Genomic DNA, 20,258 nt, shown 5'->3' with positions numbered 1-20,258 from the left:
ACATAATACGCAAGATTGTTTGAAGATTAGCCTCTGGTAAAAACCCATGTTGTGTCATCGGACATATCGGCTTTGAATTGATAGTCTTCTTTGTCAAAATTCTTTAAATGTTCCGCTTGAGTGATTCTGTTTTTAATCATATAATTTACCATTAAACCTCTGGCGCGTTTGGCATAGATGCCGATAATTTTGTAGTTATCGTTCTTAAATTCTTTGAAAACGATATTGATAATATTGGCATTCAGCGCTTTTTTATCAATACCTTTGAAATACTCGTTGGAAGCTAAATTGACAATCACCTCAGATTCATCTTCATTCAGCACCTGAGAAATTTGTTCACCCCAAAATTCATAGAGATTTTTGCCTTTGTCGGTAACAAGTCGAGTGCCCATTTCCAAGCGATAGGGTGCAATCAAATCTAACGGACGAATCACGCCGTATAAACCAGACAGCATCCGAAGCGTGTTTTGTGCAAAGTCTAAATCTGCTGTTGACAAACTGGAAACATCAATACCATTGTAAACATCACCTTTGAAGGCAAGCAAGGCTTGTTTGGCATTGTTCAATGTGAGTGGGGTTTTAAAGGTTTGAAAACGCTCAAAATTTAATAGTGACAACTTTTCACTAATTGACATTAAATCGGCAATTTCTTCTTGTGTTTTGATTTTTAGCACCGCAATTAACGCTTGAGATTGTGCCATTTGGCGTGTTTGACTAAAATCAATAATATCGCTTGGATTAAAATCCTGCGTTTTTGAGGGGGAAATAACAGCCAGCATTTGATGTATTTAAAAAATAAAAAATATTCTACCTTAATTTTTCTTACTTAAGATGCCTTTTAAACCCTTAAGGGATCCACCAAAAAACACGCATAAAAACTATCTACTGGAAGAGGTTAAACCCCTTGCACTATTTTCAAATGTTAGCAGGGTGTTTTAGGTTATAATTTAGCGGATTTTTTTTGATTATTATTTGCAATGAAAAACCCATTATTACACTTACCAAAAGCGCACGGACTTTACCATCCAAGCAATGAAAAAGAAAGTTGTGGCGTTGGCTTTATTGCTCACATAAAAGGTGAGCCATCACACGCCATTACGGCAGATGCTTTAGAAATGTTATCCAGAATGGATCATCGTGGCGGCTGCGGCTGCGAGACGAACACGGGTGATGGTGCAGGCATCTTGACTGACATTCCACATAATTTTTTCATTCAAGAAATTAAATCATTGTTTAATGTTGATGTTAAAAAAGGCACTTATGCGGTAGGCAATGTGTTTTTACCACAGGATGATAAACAGCGCGCTCATTGTATGGATTTACTCGAAAAATCCATTGCTGACGAAGGTCAAACATTGATCGGTTGGAGAGACACGCCAATTGACATTGACAAGGCAAATGTGGGTAATATTGCCAAAAAATCTCAGCCTGTGATCAAACAATTAATCATTGCCAAAGCTGATGACATTGATACACTTGCTTTCGAGCGCACGCTGTTCATCATTAGAAAATATGCTTCAAACGCAATTAGAACTAACGATACTTTGTCTCAAGCGTTGTTGTTTTATGTTTGCAGTTTGTCCACCAGCGTTATTATTTACAAAGGTATGTTGATGGGCTCTCAGGTGCTTGACTTTTACACAGATTTATCCAGCCCTGACTATTCAACTTATTTGGCCATGGTGCATTCCCGTTTTTCTACCAACACTTTCCCTTCTTGGGATAGGGCGCAACCTTGTCGTTATATGTCACATAATGGCGAAATCAACACTCGCCAAGGTAATTATAATTGGATGCACGCTAGAGAAGGCGTATTACAAAGCGACTTATTCAAAGACGATGATTTAGCCAAAACACTCCCAGTAATTGAGACCGAAGTATCTGATTCGGGTAGTTTTGATAATGTGTTAGAATTTTTAATGATGAACGGCCGTACCTTGCAAGAAGCGGTGCTGATGATGGTGCCAGAGGCTTGGCAAAACGACACCAATATGAGTGATGAGAAAAAAGCCTTTTACGAATACTTCTCTAATGTTATGGAGCCATGGGATGGTCCAGCCTCTATCGCCTTTACTGACGGCCATTATATCGGTGCTGTACTTGACCGTAACGGCTTGCGTCCCTCTCGTTATTATCTCACTCATGATCAGCGAGTGATTATGGCAAGTGAGGTTGGCGTGGTTGATGTGGCAACAGATAACATTAAAACCAAAGGCAGGTTGCGTCCTGGAAAAATGTTCTTAGTCGATTTTGAAAAAGGCGAATTACTTAATGACGATAATATTAAATCAGAATTTTCCAAGAAAAATCCTTACCAAGAATGGCTGAATCAGCAACAAATCCACTTATCAGAATTACACTGTGAGCGAGAAGCACATGGTTTTTATCCTGAAACCCTAGTTCATCGCCTAAAAGCATTCGGTTACAGCACAGAAACTCTACAATTTATGCTTTTACCTCTAGTCAAAGAGTTGCGTGACCCAGTAGGCTCAATGGGCAATGATTCTGCCTTAGCCTGTTTGTCCAACCAATCACGCATTATTTATGACTATTTCAAGCAACTTTTTGCACAGGTGACCAACCCTGCAATTGACTCTATTCGTGAAGAAATTGTAATGTCATTGCGTTGTTCCATTGGCCCTGAGGGCAACCTTTTAAACGACAAAGCTGAGAACGCACACCGCCTAGTCATTGACCACCCAATTTTAACCAATGAAGAGACGGCAGCCCTCAGGCATTGTAATCACCGTGGCTGGACTTCAAAAACCATTGATATTACTTATGACACTAATGCAGGCAAAAAGATTGACGAATTGCTTAACGATATTTGCCAACAAGGCTCACAAGCCATCAAAGACGGGCACAGTTTAATCATTTTATCAGATCGTCAGATTGGTGAAAATCGTGCGACCATTTCTAGTTTACTGGCCTCAAGCGCACTGCATCGCCACCTTGTGGCTTGCTCTGAACGCACCCAAGTTGGTATTATTGTTGAAACAGGCGAGGCACGCGAAGTGCACCATTTCTGCTTAATGACGGGTTTTGGTGCTGATGCCATTAACCCATATCTTGCCTTTGAAGCACTTTGGCAAGCACGCCGTGACCAACTTATTGACAGCGAAAGCGATGAAGCCATTATTAACGCTTACCGTAAAGGTGTTGGTAAAGGTATGCTTAAAGTGATGGCAAAAATGGGTATTTCTACTTTAGAGTCATACAAGGGGGCGCAAATTTTTGAAGCAGTGGGTTTGGCACAAGAGGTAATGGATAAATGCTTCTTTGGAACTGCATCACGCATTGATGGCGTTGGTTTTGATATTCTTCAAGACGAAAGTGAAAAACGCCATCAATTTGCTTACCGCAGCGACACATTAGACAATCTAGGTCAATACCATTGGCGCAGTGGTGGTGAAAAACACATGTGGGATCCAGAAACAATTTCCAACCTACAATTGGCCGCTCGCAATAACGACGAATTTGCATATTGGGCGTTTGCCGAACATGCCAATAAAGAAGGCACTCGCAATTCAACCTTGCGGGGTCTAATGTCTTTCAAAAAAGGCAACCCAATTTCTATTGATGAAGTAGAATCCTGCAAAGAAATTGTTAAACGCTTCGCCACAGGTGCAATGAGTTTTGGCTCTATTTCTGCCGAATCACACGAATCTTTAGCAATTGCCATGAACCGCTTAGGTGGTAAATCTAACACAGGTGAAGGTGGTGAAGATGCCAAACGCTGGACACCCGATGCCAACGGCGATTCACGCAGAAGCGCAATCAAACAAGTGGCCTCTGGTCGGTTTGGCGTAACTATTGAATATTTAAACAACGCTGACGAAATCCAAATTAAGGTATCACAAGGCGCAAAACCCGGTGAAGGCGGCGAACTACCAGGCACTAAAGTCGATGCAGGCATTGCTAAAATCAGACATTCAACACCAGGTGTCGGTTTAATTTCACCACCACCACACCATGATATTTATTCTATTGAAGATTTATCACAACTCATTTTTGATTTAAAGCGTGCAAACCCAGTCGCACGCATTAGCGTAAAGCTTGTGGCGGAAGTGGGCGTTGGCACAATTGCTGCTGGTGTGACTAAGGCAAAATCCGACCATATTGTAATCGCTGGTCATGATGGTGGCACAGGCGCATCGCCACTTACTTCGATTAAACATGCGGGTTTGCCATGGGAATTAGGTTTGGCTGAAACACACCAAACACTGGTTATGAATGACCTGCGTTCACGCGTGGTTATTCAAACAGATGGACAACTTAAAACAGGCCGTGATGTCGCCATTGGCGTTTTACTGGGTGCTGAAGAATTTGGTTTTTCTACTGCACCGCTCATCACCATGGGTTGTATTATGATGCGCAAATGCCATCTTAACACCTGTCCAGTTGGCATTGCCACACAAGACAAAGCATTGCGTAAGAAATTTACTGGCAAGCCAGAATATGTGGTGAACTACTTGTTTATGGTGGCGCAAGAATTGCGTCTTATTATGGCTGAATTAGGCTTTAAAACGATTAACGATATGGTTGGCAGAGCAGATATGTTAGAAATGAATCAAGCCATTGATCATTGGAAACAAAGTTCTATCAATCTTGATGCATTACTCACGCCAGCACAAAAACCGCACAAAAATACAGGTACCTACCAAACCAAAGCACAAGACCATGAATTAACATACCAACTTGATAACGCCTTAATTAAACAAGCAAAAGATGCTATTGAAGGCAACAATAAAGTTAAATTTAATTCTAAAATTACCAATATTGACCGTGCTGTTGGCGCAATGCTCTCTTCATATATCGTCAAAAATCGTGGTGGCAACAACCTAGATGATAACTCAATTCATATTAACTTTACCGGCTCCGCAGGGCAATCACTCGGTGCATTCTTAGCACAAGGCATTACCCTTGAAATTGAAGGCGATGCCAATGATTATGTCGGCAAAGGCTTATCAGGCGGTCGTGTAATCGTTTATCCTCCAAAAAATTCCACCTTCAATGCCGAAGAAGAAATCATTGCCGGCAATGTTTGTGGCTACGGCGCAACAGGCGGTGAATTATACTTATCAGGTTGTGTTTCAGAACGCTTCTGCGTGCGTAACTCTGGTGCAATAGCCGTTGTAGAAGGCATTGGCGATCACGGCTGTGAGTATATGACTGGCGGTAAAGCAATCATTTTAGGAGAAATCGGCCGTAACTTCGCAGCAGGCATGTCTGGTGGTGTTGCGTTTGTTTACAACCCAAATAAAACCTTTAATAATATGCTTTCTACGGGCGCTATGGTGGATTTAGACCCCTTTAACAAAACCTATGAAAATGAATTAAAGCACTATATTCAAACTCATTATGACTTAACTGGATCATCAGTCGCCAAGCGCATTTTAGATGATTGGAAAAATGCACTAAATGATTTTGTCCTGGTTATTCCTACAGAGTTTAAGCGGGCGCTCAATGCTTAAACGCTAACAAAAAAAATGTAAAAAAAAGACCGCTAAATTAGCGGTCTTTTTTTATGTCTTTGCAAGTATTTTTTTAATACTTAGCGCAATAAAAGGGAGAAATTATCCCTTAATTTGTGCCATCACTTCATCAGCAAAGTTTTCTTCTTTTTTCTCAATGCCTTCGCCGACTTCAAAGCGAATGAATGATTTTATGGTTGCATTATTTGATTTAAGTAACGCAGCCACTGTTGTGTCTGGGTCTTTAACAAATGCTTGACCAGCAAGTGTTACTTCGTTAATAAATTTCTTCATACGACCACCAATCATTTTCTCAATGATATCGTCTGGTTTGCCAGATTCTCTTGCTTGCTCCACAAAAATTGCTTTTTCTCTTTCCAAAAGGTCTGCAGATAAATCGTCTTCGCTAATGCATTCAGGCTTAGATGCGGCAATGTGCATAGCAATATCTTTGGCTAAGGCTTCATCGCCACCTTCTAATAGAGTTAATACCGCAATACGCTCTCCATGTTTATAAATACCGATAACACCGCTATCTGTTTGCACAGTTTGCACGCGACGAATGGCCACATTTTCCCCTGTTTGAGCGATAATATCTTCACGCGCTTTTTCCAGTGAATCGCCGTTTTCCATTGATTCCTTTAAAAACTCTTCAATGTTAGCGGGGGTCGTTTTTAGTGCTAATGCGCCTAAAGTATCAACAAAACCAATAAAGGTCTCCCCTTTAGTCACAAAGTCTGTTTCAGAATTAACCTCTAAAATAGTTGCTGTTTTACCATCGTCAGTAACATTCACTTTGACCAAACCTTCTGCGGCAATGCGGCCTGATTTCTTGGCCGCTTTAGCAGCACCTGAAGTACGCATCAAATCAATTGCTGCTTCCATATCGCCATCAGTTTCACTTAATGCCTTTTTGCAGTCCATCATGCCTGCACCTGTTCTTTCTCTCAGTTCTTTAACCATTAATGCTGTAATAGCCATAATAATCTCCTAATTTATAATGATTACTTTATGCAAGAATTTTTTCAATCATTGCTATTTTAGTGTCGTTGGCATCAACTTCAATACCTTGCTTGCTTGCATAATCAGTTAACTCTGCTTTTTTCATTGCATTAAGTGCTGTTTTATTAAGCTTTTCAGTTTTGGCTGATGCTTCTACAACAACGGGCTTTTCTTCTTTAGTAGTCTGTACTTCCTGAGCAACTGGCTCTTTGGCCGTGGACTCTTTAACAGCAGGGTCTTTAGCATTAGAAGGCTCTTTAGCAACGGCTTTCTTAATAGAAACCGCTTTCTTCACTGTTGCTTTTATTGGCGCTGAAGCTTTTGCCTCTAATACTGCATTGGCAATTTCCCTAGCATAAAAACTCACTGCTCTAATTGAGTCATCATTACCTGGCACGACATAATCAATGCCCTCTGGGTTGTAATTAGTATCAACAATGCCAATGATTGGTAAGTGTAGTTTTTGTGCTTCTTTAACTGCATTTTTCTCATGACCGATATCAATAACAAATACCACATCAGGAATACCGCCTAAATCTTTAATACCACCTAAACTGCGCTCTAATTTTTCCATTTCACGCGTCATCATTAGTGCTTCTTTTTTGCCGAATTGGCTAAAGTTTTCTTCTGCCAAAAATTCTAAATCTTTTAAGCGTTTGATTGAGGCTTTAATCGTTTTATAGTTAGTCATCATACCACCTAACCAGCGATGATTTACATAAGGCATACCGCAACGAATGGCCTCTTCTTTTACGATATCACTTGCAGCACGCTTAGTGCCGACAAATAAAATAGAGCCGCCATTTGCTGCTGTTTTTGATGCAAAATTAAGCACATCGTTGAACATTGGTAAGGTTTTTTCTAAATTGATGATATGCACACCGTTACGAACGCCGTAAATGTAACGCTCCATTTTTGGGTGCCAAAAACGACTACGGTGACCGAAATGAACACCTGCCTCTAACATTTTTTTCATGGTTGTGTTTGCCATATTGTTTTCTCCTGTTTTGGGTTAAAACTTCCGCTCCCCCTATCCATCAACCTTTCTACTGAAAAGCACCCTGATGAATATGTCGGGTTGCGTGATACATTAAAAAAAATTAAGCGCCCATTAATGGGCGCTTAATTTAACTTGTGATTTTTTATTAAAAATCTAAAATGCAACATTATACCCCAAACACCGCTGTTACGGCAAGCGTCAGACCAACAAAAATTATGCCTTGGCTAATTCTGCACGCATGGCATCAATGGTTGCTTTGTAATCATCTGTACTAAAGATAGCAGAACCTGCAACAAAAGTATCCGCCCCCGCTGCCGCAACTTCACGAATGTTGTCAATCTTAACACCACCATCAATTTCTAGACGAATATCTTTGCCACTGGCATCAATTAATTGACGCACTTGACGACATTTCTCTAATGTTTGTGGAATAAAAGATTGACCACCAAAGCCAGGATTAACTGACATTAACAAAATCATATCTAACTTGTCCATCACATTGTCTAAAACATGAAGTGGCGTTGCTGGATTGAATACCAAGCCTGCTTTGCAGCCGCTTTCTTTAATCATCGCCAATGTTCTGTCAATATGCTCAGAAGCCTCTGGATGGAAAGTGATATAAGATGCGCCTGCATCGATAAAGTCGGGAATAATTCTATCTACTGGTTTCACCATTAAATGCACATCAATCGGTGCAGTAACACCATGATTTCTAAGTGCCTCACAAACCAATGGACCAATTGTTAGATTTGGCACATAGTGATTATCCATCACATCAAAATGTACAATATCTGCGCCATCACGCAAAACATTGTCAACTTCTTCGCCTAATCTGGCAAAATCTGCTGCCAAAATTGATGGCGCAATAAAATTAGATTGTTTCATTATTCTCTCCGTTTTTTTTTAATTAAAAGTTATTAAGCTACTTCCCGTCATTTCATCAGGTTGCTCAATATCCATCATCAGCAATAGCGTTGGCGCAATATCAGACAGCGTGCCTGTGCCAGGCTCAGCGATTGTCACTGCTCTATCGCCAATAAATAATAATGGCACAGGATTGTTGGTATGTGCCGTGTGCGCCTCACCTGTGTCAGGGTTAACCATTTGCTCTACATTGCCATGATCAGCAGTGATTAACATTTCTCCATTAATTGAACGCAAGGCTTGGTAAACGATACCCAAACAAGTGTCTACTGCTTCTACTGCCTTAATCGCTGCATCCAATTTCCCAGAATGCCCAACCATATCAGTATTGGCAAAGTTACAAATGATTAAATCGTATTTCTGACTCTCAATATTTTCAGCCAACTCATCTGTCAACTCAAAAATACTCATTTCTGGCTTCAAGTCATAAGTTGCCACATCTGGCGATGGAATCAATATCCGGTCTTCGCCATAAAATGGGCGTTCAATCCCCCCATTCAAGAAAAAAGTTACATGTGCATACTTTTCAGTTTCAGCAATTCTAAGTTGCGTCATACCCAAATTAGACAAATATTTACCCAACACATTATTTAATTTAGCGGCGGGGTAGGCGACTGGTAAATTGAACTCTTTTTTATACTCTGTCAAGCAAAAAAATTGCATTGGCACAAAAGTACCACGAGAAAATCCTTGGAAATTTTCATCTGTAAAAGCTTGTGTAATTTGCCTGGCACGGTCAGCACGATAATTCATAAAAATCATCACATCGCCTTTTTGAATTTTTGTCGGTGCCTTGATCACTGTTGATTGCACAAACTCATCAGTCTCTCCCCGCTCATAAGCCATGTCAATCGCCTCAATAGCACTTTGTGCCAAAAACGCACCCTTGCCTTTAGCAATCAATTCGTAAGCACAACGCACACGCGACCAGCGATTGTCTCTATCTAAAGAAAAATATCGACCAATCACACTGGCAATTTCCCCTACGCCAAACTCAGTAATCTTGTCCTCTAATTTTAGAATATACGCTTTGGCACTTTTTTGCGCACAATCCCTACCATCAGCAAAAATATGCAAATATACCTCTTGACACCCATATTGCTTGGCCATCTCCAACATTGCATACATTTGCTCCTCATGCGAATGCACGCCACCATCAGACAATAGCCCCATGATATGCACTGCTTTGCTGTTATCGTTTGCATACTCTAAAGAATTCTTTAAAACTGGGTTTCTGAAAAAATCCCCATTGCTGATATCATTCTGAATACGAGTAAAATCCTGTTTCACGATACGCCCAGCGCCTAAATTAAGGTGCCCTACCTCTGAGTTACCCATCTGTTCACCTGGCAACCCCACTTCTTTACCACTGGTGTTAATCAAGGTATGCGCAAACTGAGTGTTAAATTTATCCCAAACAGGCGTTCTCGCTAACGCAACGGCATTATTTTCTACCACTTCTGAATGTCCCCAGCCATCCAAAATGATCAATACTTTAGTTTGTTTTTGTGTGTTCATTGGCGCAGAATTATACATTACACCCTTCAATAATGTAACCCTTCATTTACCTTCTGCCAACAGAAGCCTTTACATAAATATGGATGATTAGCAAAATTCAATTTTTACCCACTTAGTAATTTTCTTAAACCTTGTCCTCACAGGGTTAAAGCTGGGTTTAAAAAAATTACTAAGTGGGTAAAAAGTGGATTCTTGATGATTGTTTATAGTTATGCAAAGGTCTCAACTTATTAAGTTATTATTAAAAATAATCAAAGCGTATACAAATATTGAAGCGTAAGATATGGAAATAACTATTTCTGAATCCCTAACGCCTAACTGGAAAATTCGCAGGATACTCGTTGATGAATTGGCATTAAATTATAAAATTAAAGTATAAAAAACACAGTAATGCCATTTACAAAAATAAAATGAATAATGTGGTGCCTATAATCGCCTAAGAAGACCCCTGTATTAAACATAAATATTAAATAAAGGGCAAATTTACAAATGAGTGAAAGTTAGAATTTAGTTAATATCTATGTTTAATGCAGGTCTCAATTGGCAAGCACCTTCTTTAAAAACACCTAATAAGACAAACTTTCAACCCCAAACATTTTTTCGGTCTAGAATTGAGTTTATTTACAGTTGTTTTAACCTTATTGTAAGCGATATTTGCCAAAGATACAATACAGTCTTTGGCATATTTTACCTTGAAGCTCATTGGTGTTTTCATTTTTCCCACACCCACAAATAATAAGGTTTGGAAAAATAACTACCACGCCTTGCAAATACTTTTCTCACTAAAAACACACCCCCAAGCAAAATTTCGGGAATAAGCGCATCACACAATACACTTTGTTGTTGTATTCAGCTCAAAACCTTTAACAAATAAAACACATAGAGACCTTTGCGCAAATATGGATGATTAGCAAAATTCAATTTTCACCCACTTGGTAATTTTCTTAAACCTTGTCCTAGCAGAGCCAAGGCTGGGTTTTAAAAAATTACCAAGTGGGTGAAAAGTGGATTCTTGATAATTATTTATAACCATGCAAGAGTTTCATATAGACCATATAGAATCACATAAATTCACATAAAGCCATATAGAATAGAATCCCTAAAAAACCTATATTTATTAACCTATATTTATTTAAACAGCACTGTAGTACTTATAGAATCAAACTTGCCTATACTACTTCTGTTTTTTGCTTTCATACAAGATTTTGAGTTTTTGTTTAACAGAAAGCACGAGGTTTGTTTTGACGCCACGGAATATATTGGTGAATAACTTGGCGGTATCGCCTTTATCAAGCATGGGGTAAAAACGATCTGTATTTAAGGCATAGATAAGTGCGCCATGGGAGGCTCCGCCGTCATATTCTCCTTCAGTACAGCTATTGTATGCGTCATCTATTAATACTTGTAGTGTGTCTATTTTATCTAATGCTAGGGGAACGGAGGGGTCCTTAGAGCGATTATATTTGATATATGAGCTACACATATAGCGTTTACCATCCCAACAAATAGGGGCTTTGCTTCGTCCAGAGCCATCAATGTTATTGGCTGCACTAAATATAAGGCTTGCTAGGCTCCATACATTTGCTTTTGCTTTTACTAAGAAGTCCTCTGCGGCAGTTTTTTGTTTGACGCAAATCATTCTTTCTACTCTGGCTTTTTCTTTATAGATGCCACTGGCATAACTGACTTTGATAGTGCTTAAAAAATGATTATAAGTTCCTGCATAAGCGACTAGGAAGTCACGAAATGTGGTACTTTTAACAACTTCCACGGGAGGGGTTTGTCCAAGGTCAGGTGTGCTGATTGTGATTAAATCGTCTAAAGAATAGGCGCTGAAATGGGTTTTATAATCATAAAAAATACCGTTTACACATCTCTTTACTTGATTGGCAGATTTGTTACTAAGACTTAGAGAATCATTGTCGTCGTTGATGCCACAAAGTGTGCGCGTTTTGCTGGAAATGATATCGGGTAAGTCAAATTTTTCACCTTTAACTGCGCTTTCAAGGGCGTTATCTAGGGCGATAAAATCTGGTGAGGCTTTCATCCATTGTCTTGCGTATATATTGGGTAAACTGCTATACATGTTTTTAGCGGTTAACAAATATTTTTCTGCATAATGACGCAGTAATATTTGGTCATAATTAATTCGAACTCCTCTTATGCTGCTTGTGTTGTTTATTGAGTCTGTAAGGTGTTTTTCGATTTTTGATACCAATGAATCTAGGTTTGAGGTCTCTTGAGTGTTGACCTTGTAACTGTATCTATCAGTGGTAGCGTCAGATAATGCATCGTCAACTTTTTTTCTTGCCTTGTCGCCTGGTGAAAGACCAAAATCGTTAACTATTGTCGAAAAGAAGTCAGCGACTGGAGAGAGTACAGAAAGCACAGTTATTACTTTGTCCTTTGTGGTTGATGCAGGGTTTGAAAAGACTGTTACCACTCGGTAAACCATTATTCCTACTACCACAACTATGCCAATAACGCCTAAAACTGCTACGGCTTCTTCTGCTGTTATCATGGCTGTATCCATTACGGCATCTTCTAAGAGTTCAGAGGTTTCTGCTGCTACTGAGCTGACATTTTCTTCAACAGAACTAACATACTCACTTTCTGTGGGCATGATTTCTTCTTCAATGCTTGGATCGGCGCCTTCTTGTTGCGATATTTCTTCATCAAATTCATCGTTCTCTGATGGTGTGCATATAGTGGCATTAATATTGAATGTCAATAAAGCACTAAAAATGAGTGTTGAAAAATTAAATTTTGTTAATATCATAAAATATCCTATATTACTTTGTAAATACAATTACGCTTCTTGGTGCCTGTGATTTGTCTTATATTATGCAATTTCTGACAGGCAACACTGTTTCAAAAATCAAATATTACCCGTTTTCTAATCGGGAGCGGGAACGCCCATCACTTGAACCTCTGCTAAAGATAAAAATGATTCTTCGCCAACAAGTTTAATTGACTCAATTCTAACATAACGACCGATTACCTTATATTCAGATAAGTCAATGGTTGCTTTTTGATCAGGAGCAGTGTGGAACTCGTTTATATACTTAATCTGTAGGAAGTCTTCATCATCGGAAACAGTAACTCTATAAGCTTTCAGCCTGCCTTTACAGCAGTCGGTTCGATTGAAGATATTGATTTTTTCAATATGCACTTGCTCCCCTAAATCAACATACCACCAAGTGTTATGTGTACTAGATCCAGTTACGGAGATACTGCCATGGAAATAGTCACCATTGGTGTCGCCATCAACAGCTCGTTTGCTAGCAGACAATCCAAAGGCAGACTGTGCTGTGTGTTTGTTCAATGCCATATTTATTGATCTTGCTGACAATGCTTTCTTTGCATCTTCGGTGATGGTGAAAATATTTTCTTTCACCATAACTTGAACTTCTGCTAAGGATAAAACGCGTTTGTTGTCTCCAAGGAGTGTAATTCTGACATAACGACCTTTTGCATGATGTCTGGATAAATCAATTGTTTTCTTGGGATCGGGAGAGCCATGGAAATCATGTGTATAACTAGGTTCATGAATGCCGGGGTTGTTAGAGATGGCAACTCGATAATTATCCAATCTGTCTTTACAGCAGTCGGTTCGATTGAAGATATTGATTTTGTCAATAAGATACTCTTTGCCTAAGTCTACCATCCACCAAGGATTTTTTTCTGAGTCAGTATGGCTGGTACCGGCACCTGCTTTGAAGTAGTCACCGTGAGTTATGCCATCAATAGCCTTGTGAGAATTATTGCGGAAAGAAGATTGTGTGGTTAGTTGATGCAAAGCCACATTGGTGTCTATCATTGCTTGTTGTTTTATGCAGCGCACACCAAGAGGGAAAATTTTGGAATTAGCGCCTCTATAAATTTGGCCTTTTCCACCTTCTAATGTTCTTGAATAAGCGGTACTAGAATCGCTGGCTGATGTTGAGGTCCACATGGATGCTACTAGGGCGGAGACACCGAAAGGACCGTCGCCTTCTCGGAGAAGGGAACTAAAGCCAATGCCGCTACTCTCTTTGAGTTGGGCGCCTTGGTCGGTGCCACGCCAAGCGTTTTCTGCGTTGGTGAATTCTTTGCTCATACCTAAATAACTTTCTAATTTTTTCCAGTCATTGTCTGTTGCAATGCGCCAATTTTTTGCACAAATTCCTTGTGAGCCTTCTACAGTGGCGCCTTTCATGGCGGCAGACCATGTGTAGATTTTGCCATATAATTTATCATTACTTGGTTTGTCGTCATAAGAATAAATGCCATTTTCTGCACTGTTGGTGCCGTGGCGCATATTTTCTGCTGTCCATATTTGGTCGCCAATCTTGATGGTTTTGTAGGTAATGCCACCTGTTTCCATTTCGGCTTCGCTATTCTTGATGCAACGCACGCTGGCACCGCTATTTTTATAAGCAGTTCCGTAATAGACTTCAGATTTTGAGAGGTCTAATGCCAGTTTCCAAGATGTGCTGGTATCAGAGGACTTTTGGCTGGAGGACCAAAAATAGGTTTGTTTGATGGTCTTGCTGAATAACTGTACAGTGCCATTGTTGATGATGCCTGTCATAATTGCGCCAAATCCACTGGCACCGCCTACTTTGAGTTGTTTGCCTTGATCGGTACCGCGCCATGATGCTTTGTTTGAATTTAATTCAGCAACATTTACACCTAGATACTCTTGCAATATTCTCCAATCACGAGCTGTTGGGATGTGCCAGCCTAATGCGCAAATTCCTTGTGCGCCCTCTTTAATGGTGCCTTTCATGGCGGCATGCCAAGTGTAGTATTTTCCGTATATTTTGTCGTTACTTGCGTCGTTATTATGGGAATGCACGCCATTGGTGCTGCCACTAATATGGCGCATATTTTCAGCTGTCCATACTTGGGCGCCAATTTTAACGGTTTTGTATTGAATGCCGCCTACTTCCATTGCTTCTACATCTTTTATGCAACGCACTTGGGCATTTTTTACATTTATCATTGATTTTTGATAGCCAGAAGACCATAGGAAGAAATGCTTGTTGCCTTCTTCTAATATAATATGGTTTCCTTGTTTAAGTACACCTGCTTCCACGCCAGGAAATAAAGAGGAGGCCATTTTGTCATGACTGGCACTTATGTATTCTTTTAAGGTGTTCCAATCTTTTTTACTTGGGATATGCCAACCTGATGCGCAAATTCCTTGTGTGTTGCTTTCTTCTGAATAGTTTACAGCAGCACCGTATTTATATACTTTTCCTGTTAATCCAGCTTTTGCGCTACTGTAGCTAGGGGTCGTGCCATCGCCATGACGCATGGTATTGATTGTCCATACTTGACCGGCAATTTTGACAGCACTATAGTTAATGCCACCAGCCGTCATTACTTCACTTTTTATACAGCGAACACTGTAACCATTGGCGTTGGCTGTGTGTGTTCTGACGGGGGATTTTCCTGTGACTGATTTATTAATGATAGGGGATGAGTTGCCAGTAAAGAAATTACCAACATCAGCAAAGAATCCTTCAATAGGGCTTTCGTTACCTAGGTTTTGCCTATCCATGTAGTAATTTGGATCCTCGCTGAAATCATTGTATACCTTCATGCTGGCTGGAGAGAAAACCAAACTTTGTGTGTGGTGAGATTGAAGGGGTGTTTTACTCCAGTAATATCCTTCAATACCTTCGCTTTTTATGGCGCCATCATACAATCGGCGTTTACCTGCTGCTGGTAATTTTAAGAAACCTTGGAGTGCTGTGGTGCTGCTGGATGCTGAGAAATATCCCATTTCAGCTTTTAGTTCGTCTATGCTGGGCACTTCGAAACCAGCTGGGCAAATGCCGTTTTTATTGTTGGACCAGAATTTAATGCGAGAAGAACCTTCTGTGTCGGCTACTGTCCAATCATATTTTTGTGATGCATGTATTTTGTCATCATAATTGAGCCTTTGCATCTCTAGAACTGTTATGTTGTACGGGTCTGTTTCATAAGTCAAAGATGTAATTTGATTTTGATTGGTGTAGAATGTATTTCCACTCGGTTGGATGGAGTCTGCTTGTTTGCGCTTCATGTTTGTGTTTATGCGTCGTTGGTGTCCATCTGTAGATCGTCCAAATTGATACAAACCACCATAACATTCACTGCTGTTGTTATCGACACAAACTTGATTTGCGCCTAGATTTCTATCTAGCCAAACTCGTTTGGTTTTTGGCGAGACAACTGTGTTGTAGATTTTTCCTTTAAATACAGTGTTAATAACATGGATAGTGAGTTTGGCAACCACATATTCTCCATCTAGAGAAGTGGCATAAACTTCTGCCATACCTGTGCTAATACCTGTAAGTGTCGCAACGCCATGTGATCCAGAAATGATTGCATGATCAGATTTTACTTTCCATAAGACATCTTTGATGGTGGCGTTATTAGGGGTAATTTCAGCATTAAGTTGGACGGTTTCTCCTACTCTAAGAACATTCTTGCCTGCGACTTGCATGGTGTTGTGACTCAGTTGAATATTGGTAACGGGTACCTCAACAGAGTTTATGGTAATGCCAACTGTTACAGTGTCTGTGCCAAAGTCGTTAGTGGCAGTAATGCTATAGTAGGCTTTTGGTGTTACTTTATTTGGTTTGCCTGAAATTGTGCCGGTATGGCTGTCAAAAGATAGGCCATTGTAAAACATTGGACTGATAGACCATTGAGTAACATCGGTGCCAAAATTAGCGAAGGTAATTGGGGTAATGTTTTCGCCAATTTGGGTGTTTAGCTGATTGGTACTAGGGAGAATAATGGGGGCGCTAGAATCAATGTCTTTTATGCAACGCACACTAAAACCTTGAACGCGATCTTTTCCTAAAAAGGAGGTGTTGCCGCTGTCATCAAGTTCAAGGCTATCGACCAAATATTTGCCAGGTGCTGGATTGACAATGCTTTTGGTCCAATAAAAGCCTTTTTGTCCAAGATTCTTTAATTTACCTTTGGTGTTGCGATTGCCACTTAATGGTAATTTTAATAAAGTGTTTACGCCTGTTTTTCCGGCTGCGGTGCTGGCTTCAGTTTCAGCTTTTAACTCATCGGAAGTTGGTACTTTAAAGCCTGCTGGGCAAATGTTGTTAACGCCAGTTTTGCTCCAAGCTGCTATTCTTTTGTCACCTGATTCGTCAACGCCTGCTGCTGTCCAGTCGTTGCTTGGGCTGGTAACAATAATGATTGAATTGTTGTCTCCTCCCTCAGTGTTGGCTGTCATTTGGCCGTTTGAATTAGTGTCCGTGGCGCTGTTCATTATAAAATTGCCATGATTTGGTGTAATGCTACTTGCTAAAATCGCGGTTTTTTTCACATATGTTTTAAGCTGGTGGCCATCGTTGCCTCTGCCCCATTGGTATAAATTACCATAGCAACTAGCGTCCTTGAGGGTTTTACAAGTTCGAGATGCACCTAAGTTTCTGTCTAGCCAAGCTTTTCCTGTTGCTTCGGATAAAATAATTTTATAAGGTTTTTTATTGATAGTAACGGTTCGTGAATTGACAACCAGTATTTCGAATCTGCCGACTACAAGGCCGCTATTAGAAACAGCTCTGATACTGGCAATACCTTCTTTAAGGCCAGTTACTTTACCTGTTTTACTGTCAATACTTGCTGCTTTATCTACCAACCATGAAAGGGTTTTATTGCTGGCATCGCTAGGGCTGATAGTGGCACTAAGTTGGATGGATTCGCCGATTTTTAGAACACTCTTGCCTGATACTTCAATGCTATTTACAAATATTGGTGAAATTGTAATATACACGGCAATAGGGCTTGCGCCTTTGTCATTGGTGGCGGTAACTTCATATTTTGTTCTGTTTTGAAGTTTGTTAGGAGTGCCTGAGATTGTGCCTGTTTTAATGTCAAATGCTAAGCCATTGTTAAGTGCGGGTTTGATTGACCAGCTGTTAATTAAGCCTGATGCAAGATTAAAAACTCGAATGGGGGATTTCATGGGTCTGCCAATTTGAAGATTGTTTTCAGTGCTAGTGGCAACTAAGGCTGGTGTGGTGTCGTCTTGAACACAGCGTACACTGGAGCCAATGCTGTTGTCTATATCACCACGCCACAAATCTAGTGTTGTGTCGGCGATGATAAAATTATGATCAGGGTCGGTTGAAGGTCTCATGATGCTGATTCCAACACTGCTAACTTCAGGGTCAACTCTAAGTTCTTGTAATGTTTTTTGAGTGCTTATTGCTTTTTTAGAAGTAAAGATGGCTAATTCTTTGGCTGAAATGCGCTTGGAATTACGGATTAAATCTTTAATTTTAATGCTGTCAATTTTGTATTCTGCACCTAGGTCAATGGCTATCCATCCGTCATTTGAGTAAGTGTTACCTAAGAAGCCGGTGCTTACTTTGCCATCAACGATGGCATCTACATTTGCTCGAACGAAAGGTGCGGGACCTATCTTGTCATTCTGGGAATCTTTGTTACCACCAGTGGCAACATTTGTCTTGCTTGGGGTGGGAGAGAAGAATTTGGAAAGGGCGGAGGGTTTGGAAGGTAAGGGGCTACTTTCATAGGCGGTCGTTTTTTTATGGAGTGCAATGTTTTTGCCTTGGTACATTACTTCTACTTCGCCTATTGCCATTTCGCTAAAAGTAACTTGTCTGATTAATATAAAACGCGTAGCGGATACAGGCACAGTGGAGATTTTACGACCTGTAAAGTTTCCTGCCTTGGTGGATTTGGTGGAACTGGTGAAGTAAGCTTTGTTGCCTTCTTCCTTTAGGTTGTTACTTTGGAAAAATCCTAATAATTCAGCGTTAAAACGACCTTGGTGAAGCATGCTGGCTTGATCCTTGCCACGATAAGCGTTGTCTTTATCTTGATTGGCTTTACTCATTTGGAGGTAGCCTTCTAGTTTTTTCCAATCTGCATCTGTTGGAATATGCCAGCCTGAGGCACAAATACCTTGTGATTCTTCTTTGTGTTCTGCGTTCATGGCGGCAGACCATTCATAATATTTGACATCATCGCTGCTGCCAAGTGACACACCTGTCATGCGTCCGTCTGGGAAATGACGCATGTTTTCAACGGTCCATACTTGTGAGCCGAAAATGTGGGTTTTGTAGTCAATTGCGCCAACGCCCATTGGTTTTGGACGGTAGTTGATGCCTGGGCCAAAGTCGGAGTCGTGTTCTGGGTTATTGTCTGAGATGCCTGGGTCGTTTGAGGCGTTGCCTGTTCCACTTCCTGAGGCGTTGTCTGTTCCTGAGGTGCCACCTGAGTTGTTGCTTGAGTCATTTTTTGAGTGACCTTTTTTCTTTGCTGATAATTTGGTGGGTGTGCGAACATGAGAGAAACCTATGAATTTATGGGTTTCTTCCTTTCCTGTGATTTTGCTGTTAACCATCAGTGTGCCAAGAAAACTGTGGCCTATGTAAGAATCTTCAAGGAAAAAATCAGAGAAGGTAAGGTTGCCTTTAGATTTATTAGATTGTATTAAGTTGGGGTTGTAGTCCCAAGTTAGTTGTCTGTTTATAAATGTGGCATTATAAATGGGGATATTGTTTATAAAGACAGAGCCATCTTCGACTTTGCCGTTATTAACTTTGGCGCCGTTTGTTATAAAAACTGTGAATGTTTGACCTTTGTCGTTAAATTTTAAATTGGTGTGGTATTTTCCAATCCAAAAGAACAAGTTTCTAACTCTTAATTTTTCAAGTACGGCAAAAATTGATTGTGTGTCACATTTATCATAACACCTTGTGTTTAAAAAATCGTCAAGTGTTTTGAAGTTGTCGTTAAGTGATAACGATGTGTGTAGATGTCCAAGGAATTCTGTATATATGTCATGGTTTTTAAACATATTGGACACAAACATCTCAGACATAATTCTAGAAAGTGCGTCGGTATCAGTATCAGTGGTGTCGCCTGGTGTTGGCACTGGTGCTGGTGCAGGTGTTGGTGTTGGTATCTGTATTGGTGTCTGTGTTGGTGCTGATATTAGTTCTGATGTGGGAGAGGTATTTCCTGGTGTGGATTCAATAGAGGGGTTAGCGCTATAAGGGGTGGCTATTGGTATTGGTACAAAGTTGCTTGGTGTTGAATTGTCAACAGGATTGCTAGGTTTGTCAGAAGTGACTGTTGGTACCATTGACTCAGCAGGGTCGTTAAGGTCATAAGGGGTAAATATTGGCACATTAGGTTGGTATGTTACAACATCAGAATAAAACGGGTTTTCTAATGATTTTGCTGATATACCAATACCTGACAATCCATAAATAAATAAACCGATAATTAGTGTTTTAACTGTTTGCATAATTAAATCTCTGTTATAAATAGTAAAACTGTCTTTGTTTAGTAAAACTATCTTTGTT

At 40.1% G+C, this 20,258-nt stretch carries 7 protein-coding genes and 1 pseudogene; 1 reads left to right on the top strand and 7 read right to left on the bottom strand.

Annotated features, from left to right (window positions below):
• Window positions 1-26 precede the first annotated feature (26 nt).
• Complete coding sequence (gene yaaA, locus MS2017_RS00750) at window positions 27-779, bottom strand: peroxide stress protein YaaA (protein WP_122950942.1); 753 nt, start codon at window positions 777-779, stop codon at window positions 27-29.
• A 198-nt stretch (window positions 780-977) separates the two neighbouring features.
• Here yaaA and gltB point away from each other — a divergent pair, with 198 nt between their 5' ends.
• On the top strand, window positions 978-5,474 hold the full coding sequence (gene gltB / locus MS2017_RS00745; protein ID WP_122950941.1) for a glutamate synthase large subunit: 4,497 nt from the start codon (window positions 978-980) through the stop codon (window positions 5,472-5,474).
• Window positions 5,475-5,576: 102 nt separating this feature from the next.
• Here the strand turns inward: gltB and tsf are convergent, their stop codons facing one another.
• From tsf to MS2017_RS00715, 6 genes and pseudogenes are all read right to left on the bottom strand, one after another.
• The gene (tsf, locus tag MS2017_RS00740) at window positions 5,577-6,455 is read right to left on the bottom strand and encodes a translation elongation factor Ts (protein ID WP_122950940.1); all 879 of its coding nucleotides are present in this window, start codon (window positions 6,453-6,455) and stop codon (window positions 5,577-5,579) included.
• 334 nt (window positions 6,456-6,789) lie between these two features.
• Window positions 6,790-7,467 (bottom strand): annotated as a pseudogene (rpsB, locus tag MS2017_RS00735) (30S ribosomal protein S2); the annotation flags it as partial.
• Window positions 7,468-7,689: 222 nt separating this feature from the next.
• Window positions 7,690-8,361 carry a ribulose-phosphate 3-epimerase gene (gene rpe / locus MS2017_RS00730; RefSeq protein WP_071564578.1) on the bottom strand — a complete coding sequence of 224 codons (672 nt, stop codon included), beginning with the start codon at window positions 8,359-8,361 and terminating at the stop codon, window positions 7,690-7,692.
• Window positions 8,362-8,379: 18 nt separating this feature from the next.
• Window positions 8,380-9,918 (bottom strand): 2,3-bisphosphoglycerate-independent phosphoglycerate mutase, encoded by a 1,539-nt coding sequence (gene gpmI, locus MS2017_RS00725; RefSeq protein WP_122952204.1) that lies wholly within the window; start codon window positions 9,916-9,918, stop codon window positions 8,380-8,382.
• Between the two features lie 1,174 nt (window positions 9,919-11,092).
• A complete protein-coding gene (locus tag MS2017_RS00720) occupies window positions 11,093-12,697 on the bottom strand; it encodes a hypothetical protein (protein ID WP_122950934.1) in 1,605 nt (534 codons plus the stop codon).
• A 117-nt stretch (window positions 12,698-12,814) separates the two neighbouring features.
• Entirely contained in the window at window positions 12,815-20,200 is a 7,386-nt protein-coding gene (locus tag MS2017_RS00715; protein ID WP_164707555.1) for an FISUMP domain-containing protein, read from the bottom strand.
• Between the last annotated feature and the right edge of the window lie 58 nt (window positions 20,201-20,258).

The organism is Bathymodiolus thermophilus thioautotrophic gill symbiont (assembly GCF_003711265.1).
In the GTDB taxonomy this organism is placed as follows: Bacteria; Pseudomonadota; Gammaproteobacteria; order PS1; family Pseudothioglobaceae; genus Thiodubiliella.
Note: the sequence above shows the minus strand (reverse complement) of the source record. Positions and strands in the feature narration are given on the sequence as shown.

Bases quoted from the DNA above. Each gene is read 5' to 3' on its own strand.
- yaaA (WP_122950942.1), bottom strand. From the start codon at position 779: ATGCTGGCTGTTATTTCCCCCTCAAAAACGCAGGATTTTAATCCAAGC.
- gltB (WP_122950941.1), top strand. From the start codon at position 978: ATGAAAAACCCATTATTACACTTACCAAAAGCGCACGGACTTTACCAT.
- tsf (WP_122950940.1), bottom strand. From the start codon at position 6,455: ATGGCTATTACAGCATTAATGGTTAAAGAACTGAGAGAAAGAACAGGT.
- rpe (WP_071564578.1), bottom strand. From the start codon at position 8,361: ATGAAACAATCTAATTTTATTGCGCCATCAATTTTGGCAGCAGATTTT.
- gpmI (WP_122952204.1), bottom strand. From the start codon at position 9,918: ATGAACACACAAAAACAAACTAAAGTATTGATCATTTTGGATGGCTGG.
- MS2017_RS00720 (WP_122950934.1), bottom strand. From the start codon at position 12,697: ATGATATTAACAAAATTTAATTTTTCAACACTCATTTTTAGTGCTTTA.
- MS2017_RS00715 (WP_164707555.1), bottom strand. From the start codon at position 20,200: ATGCAAACAGTTAAAACACTAATTATCGGTTTATTTATTTATGGATTG.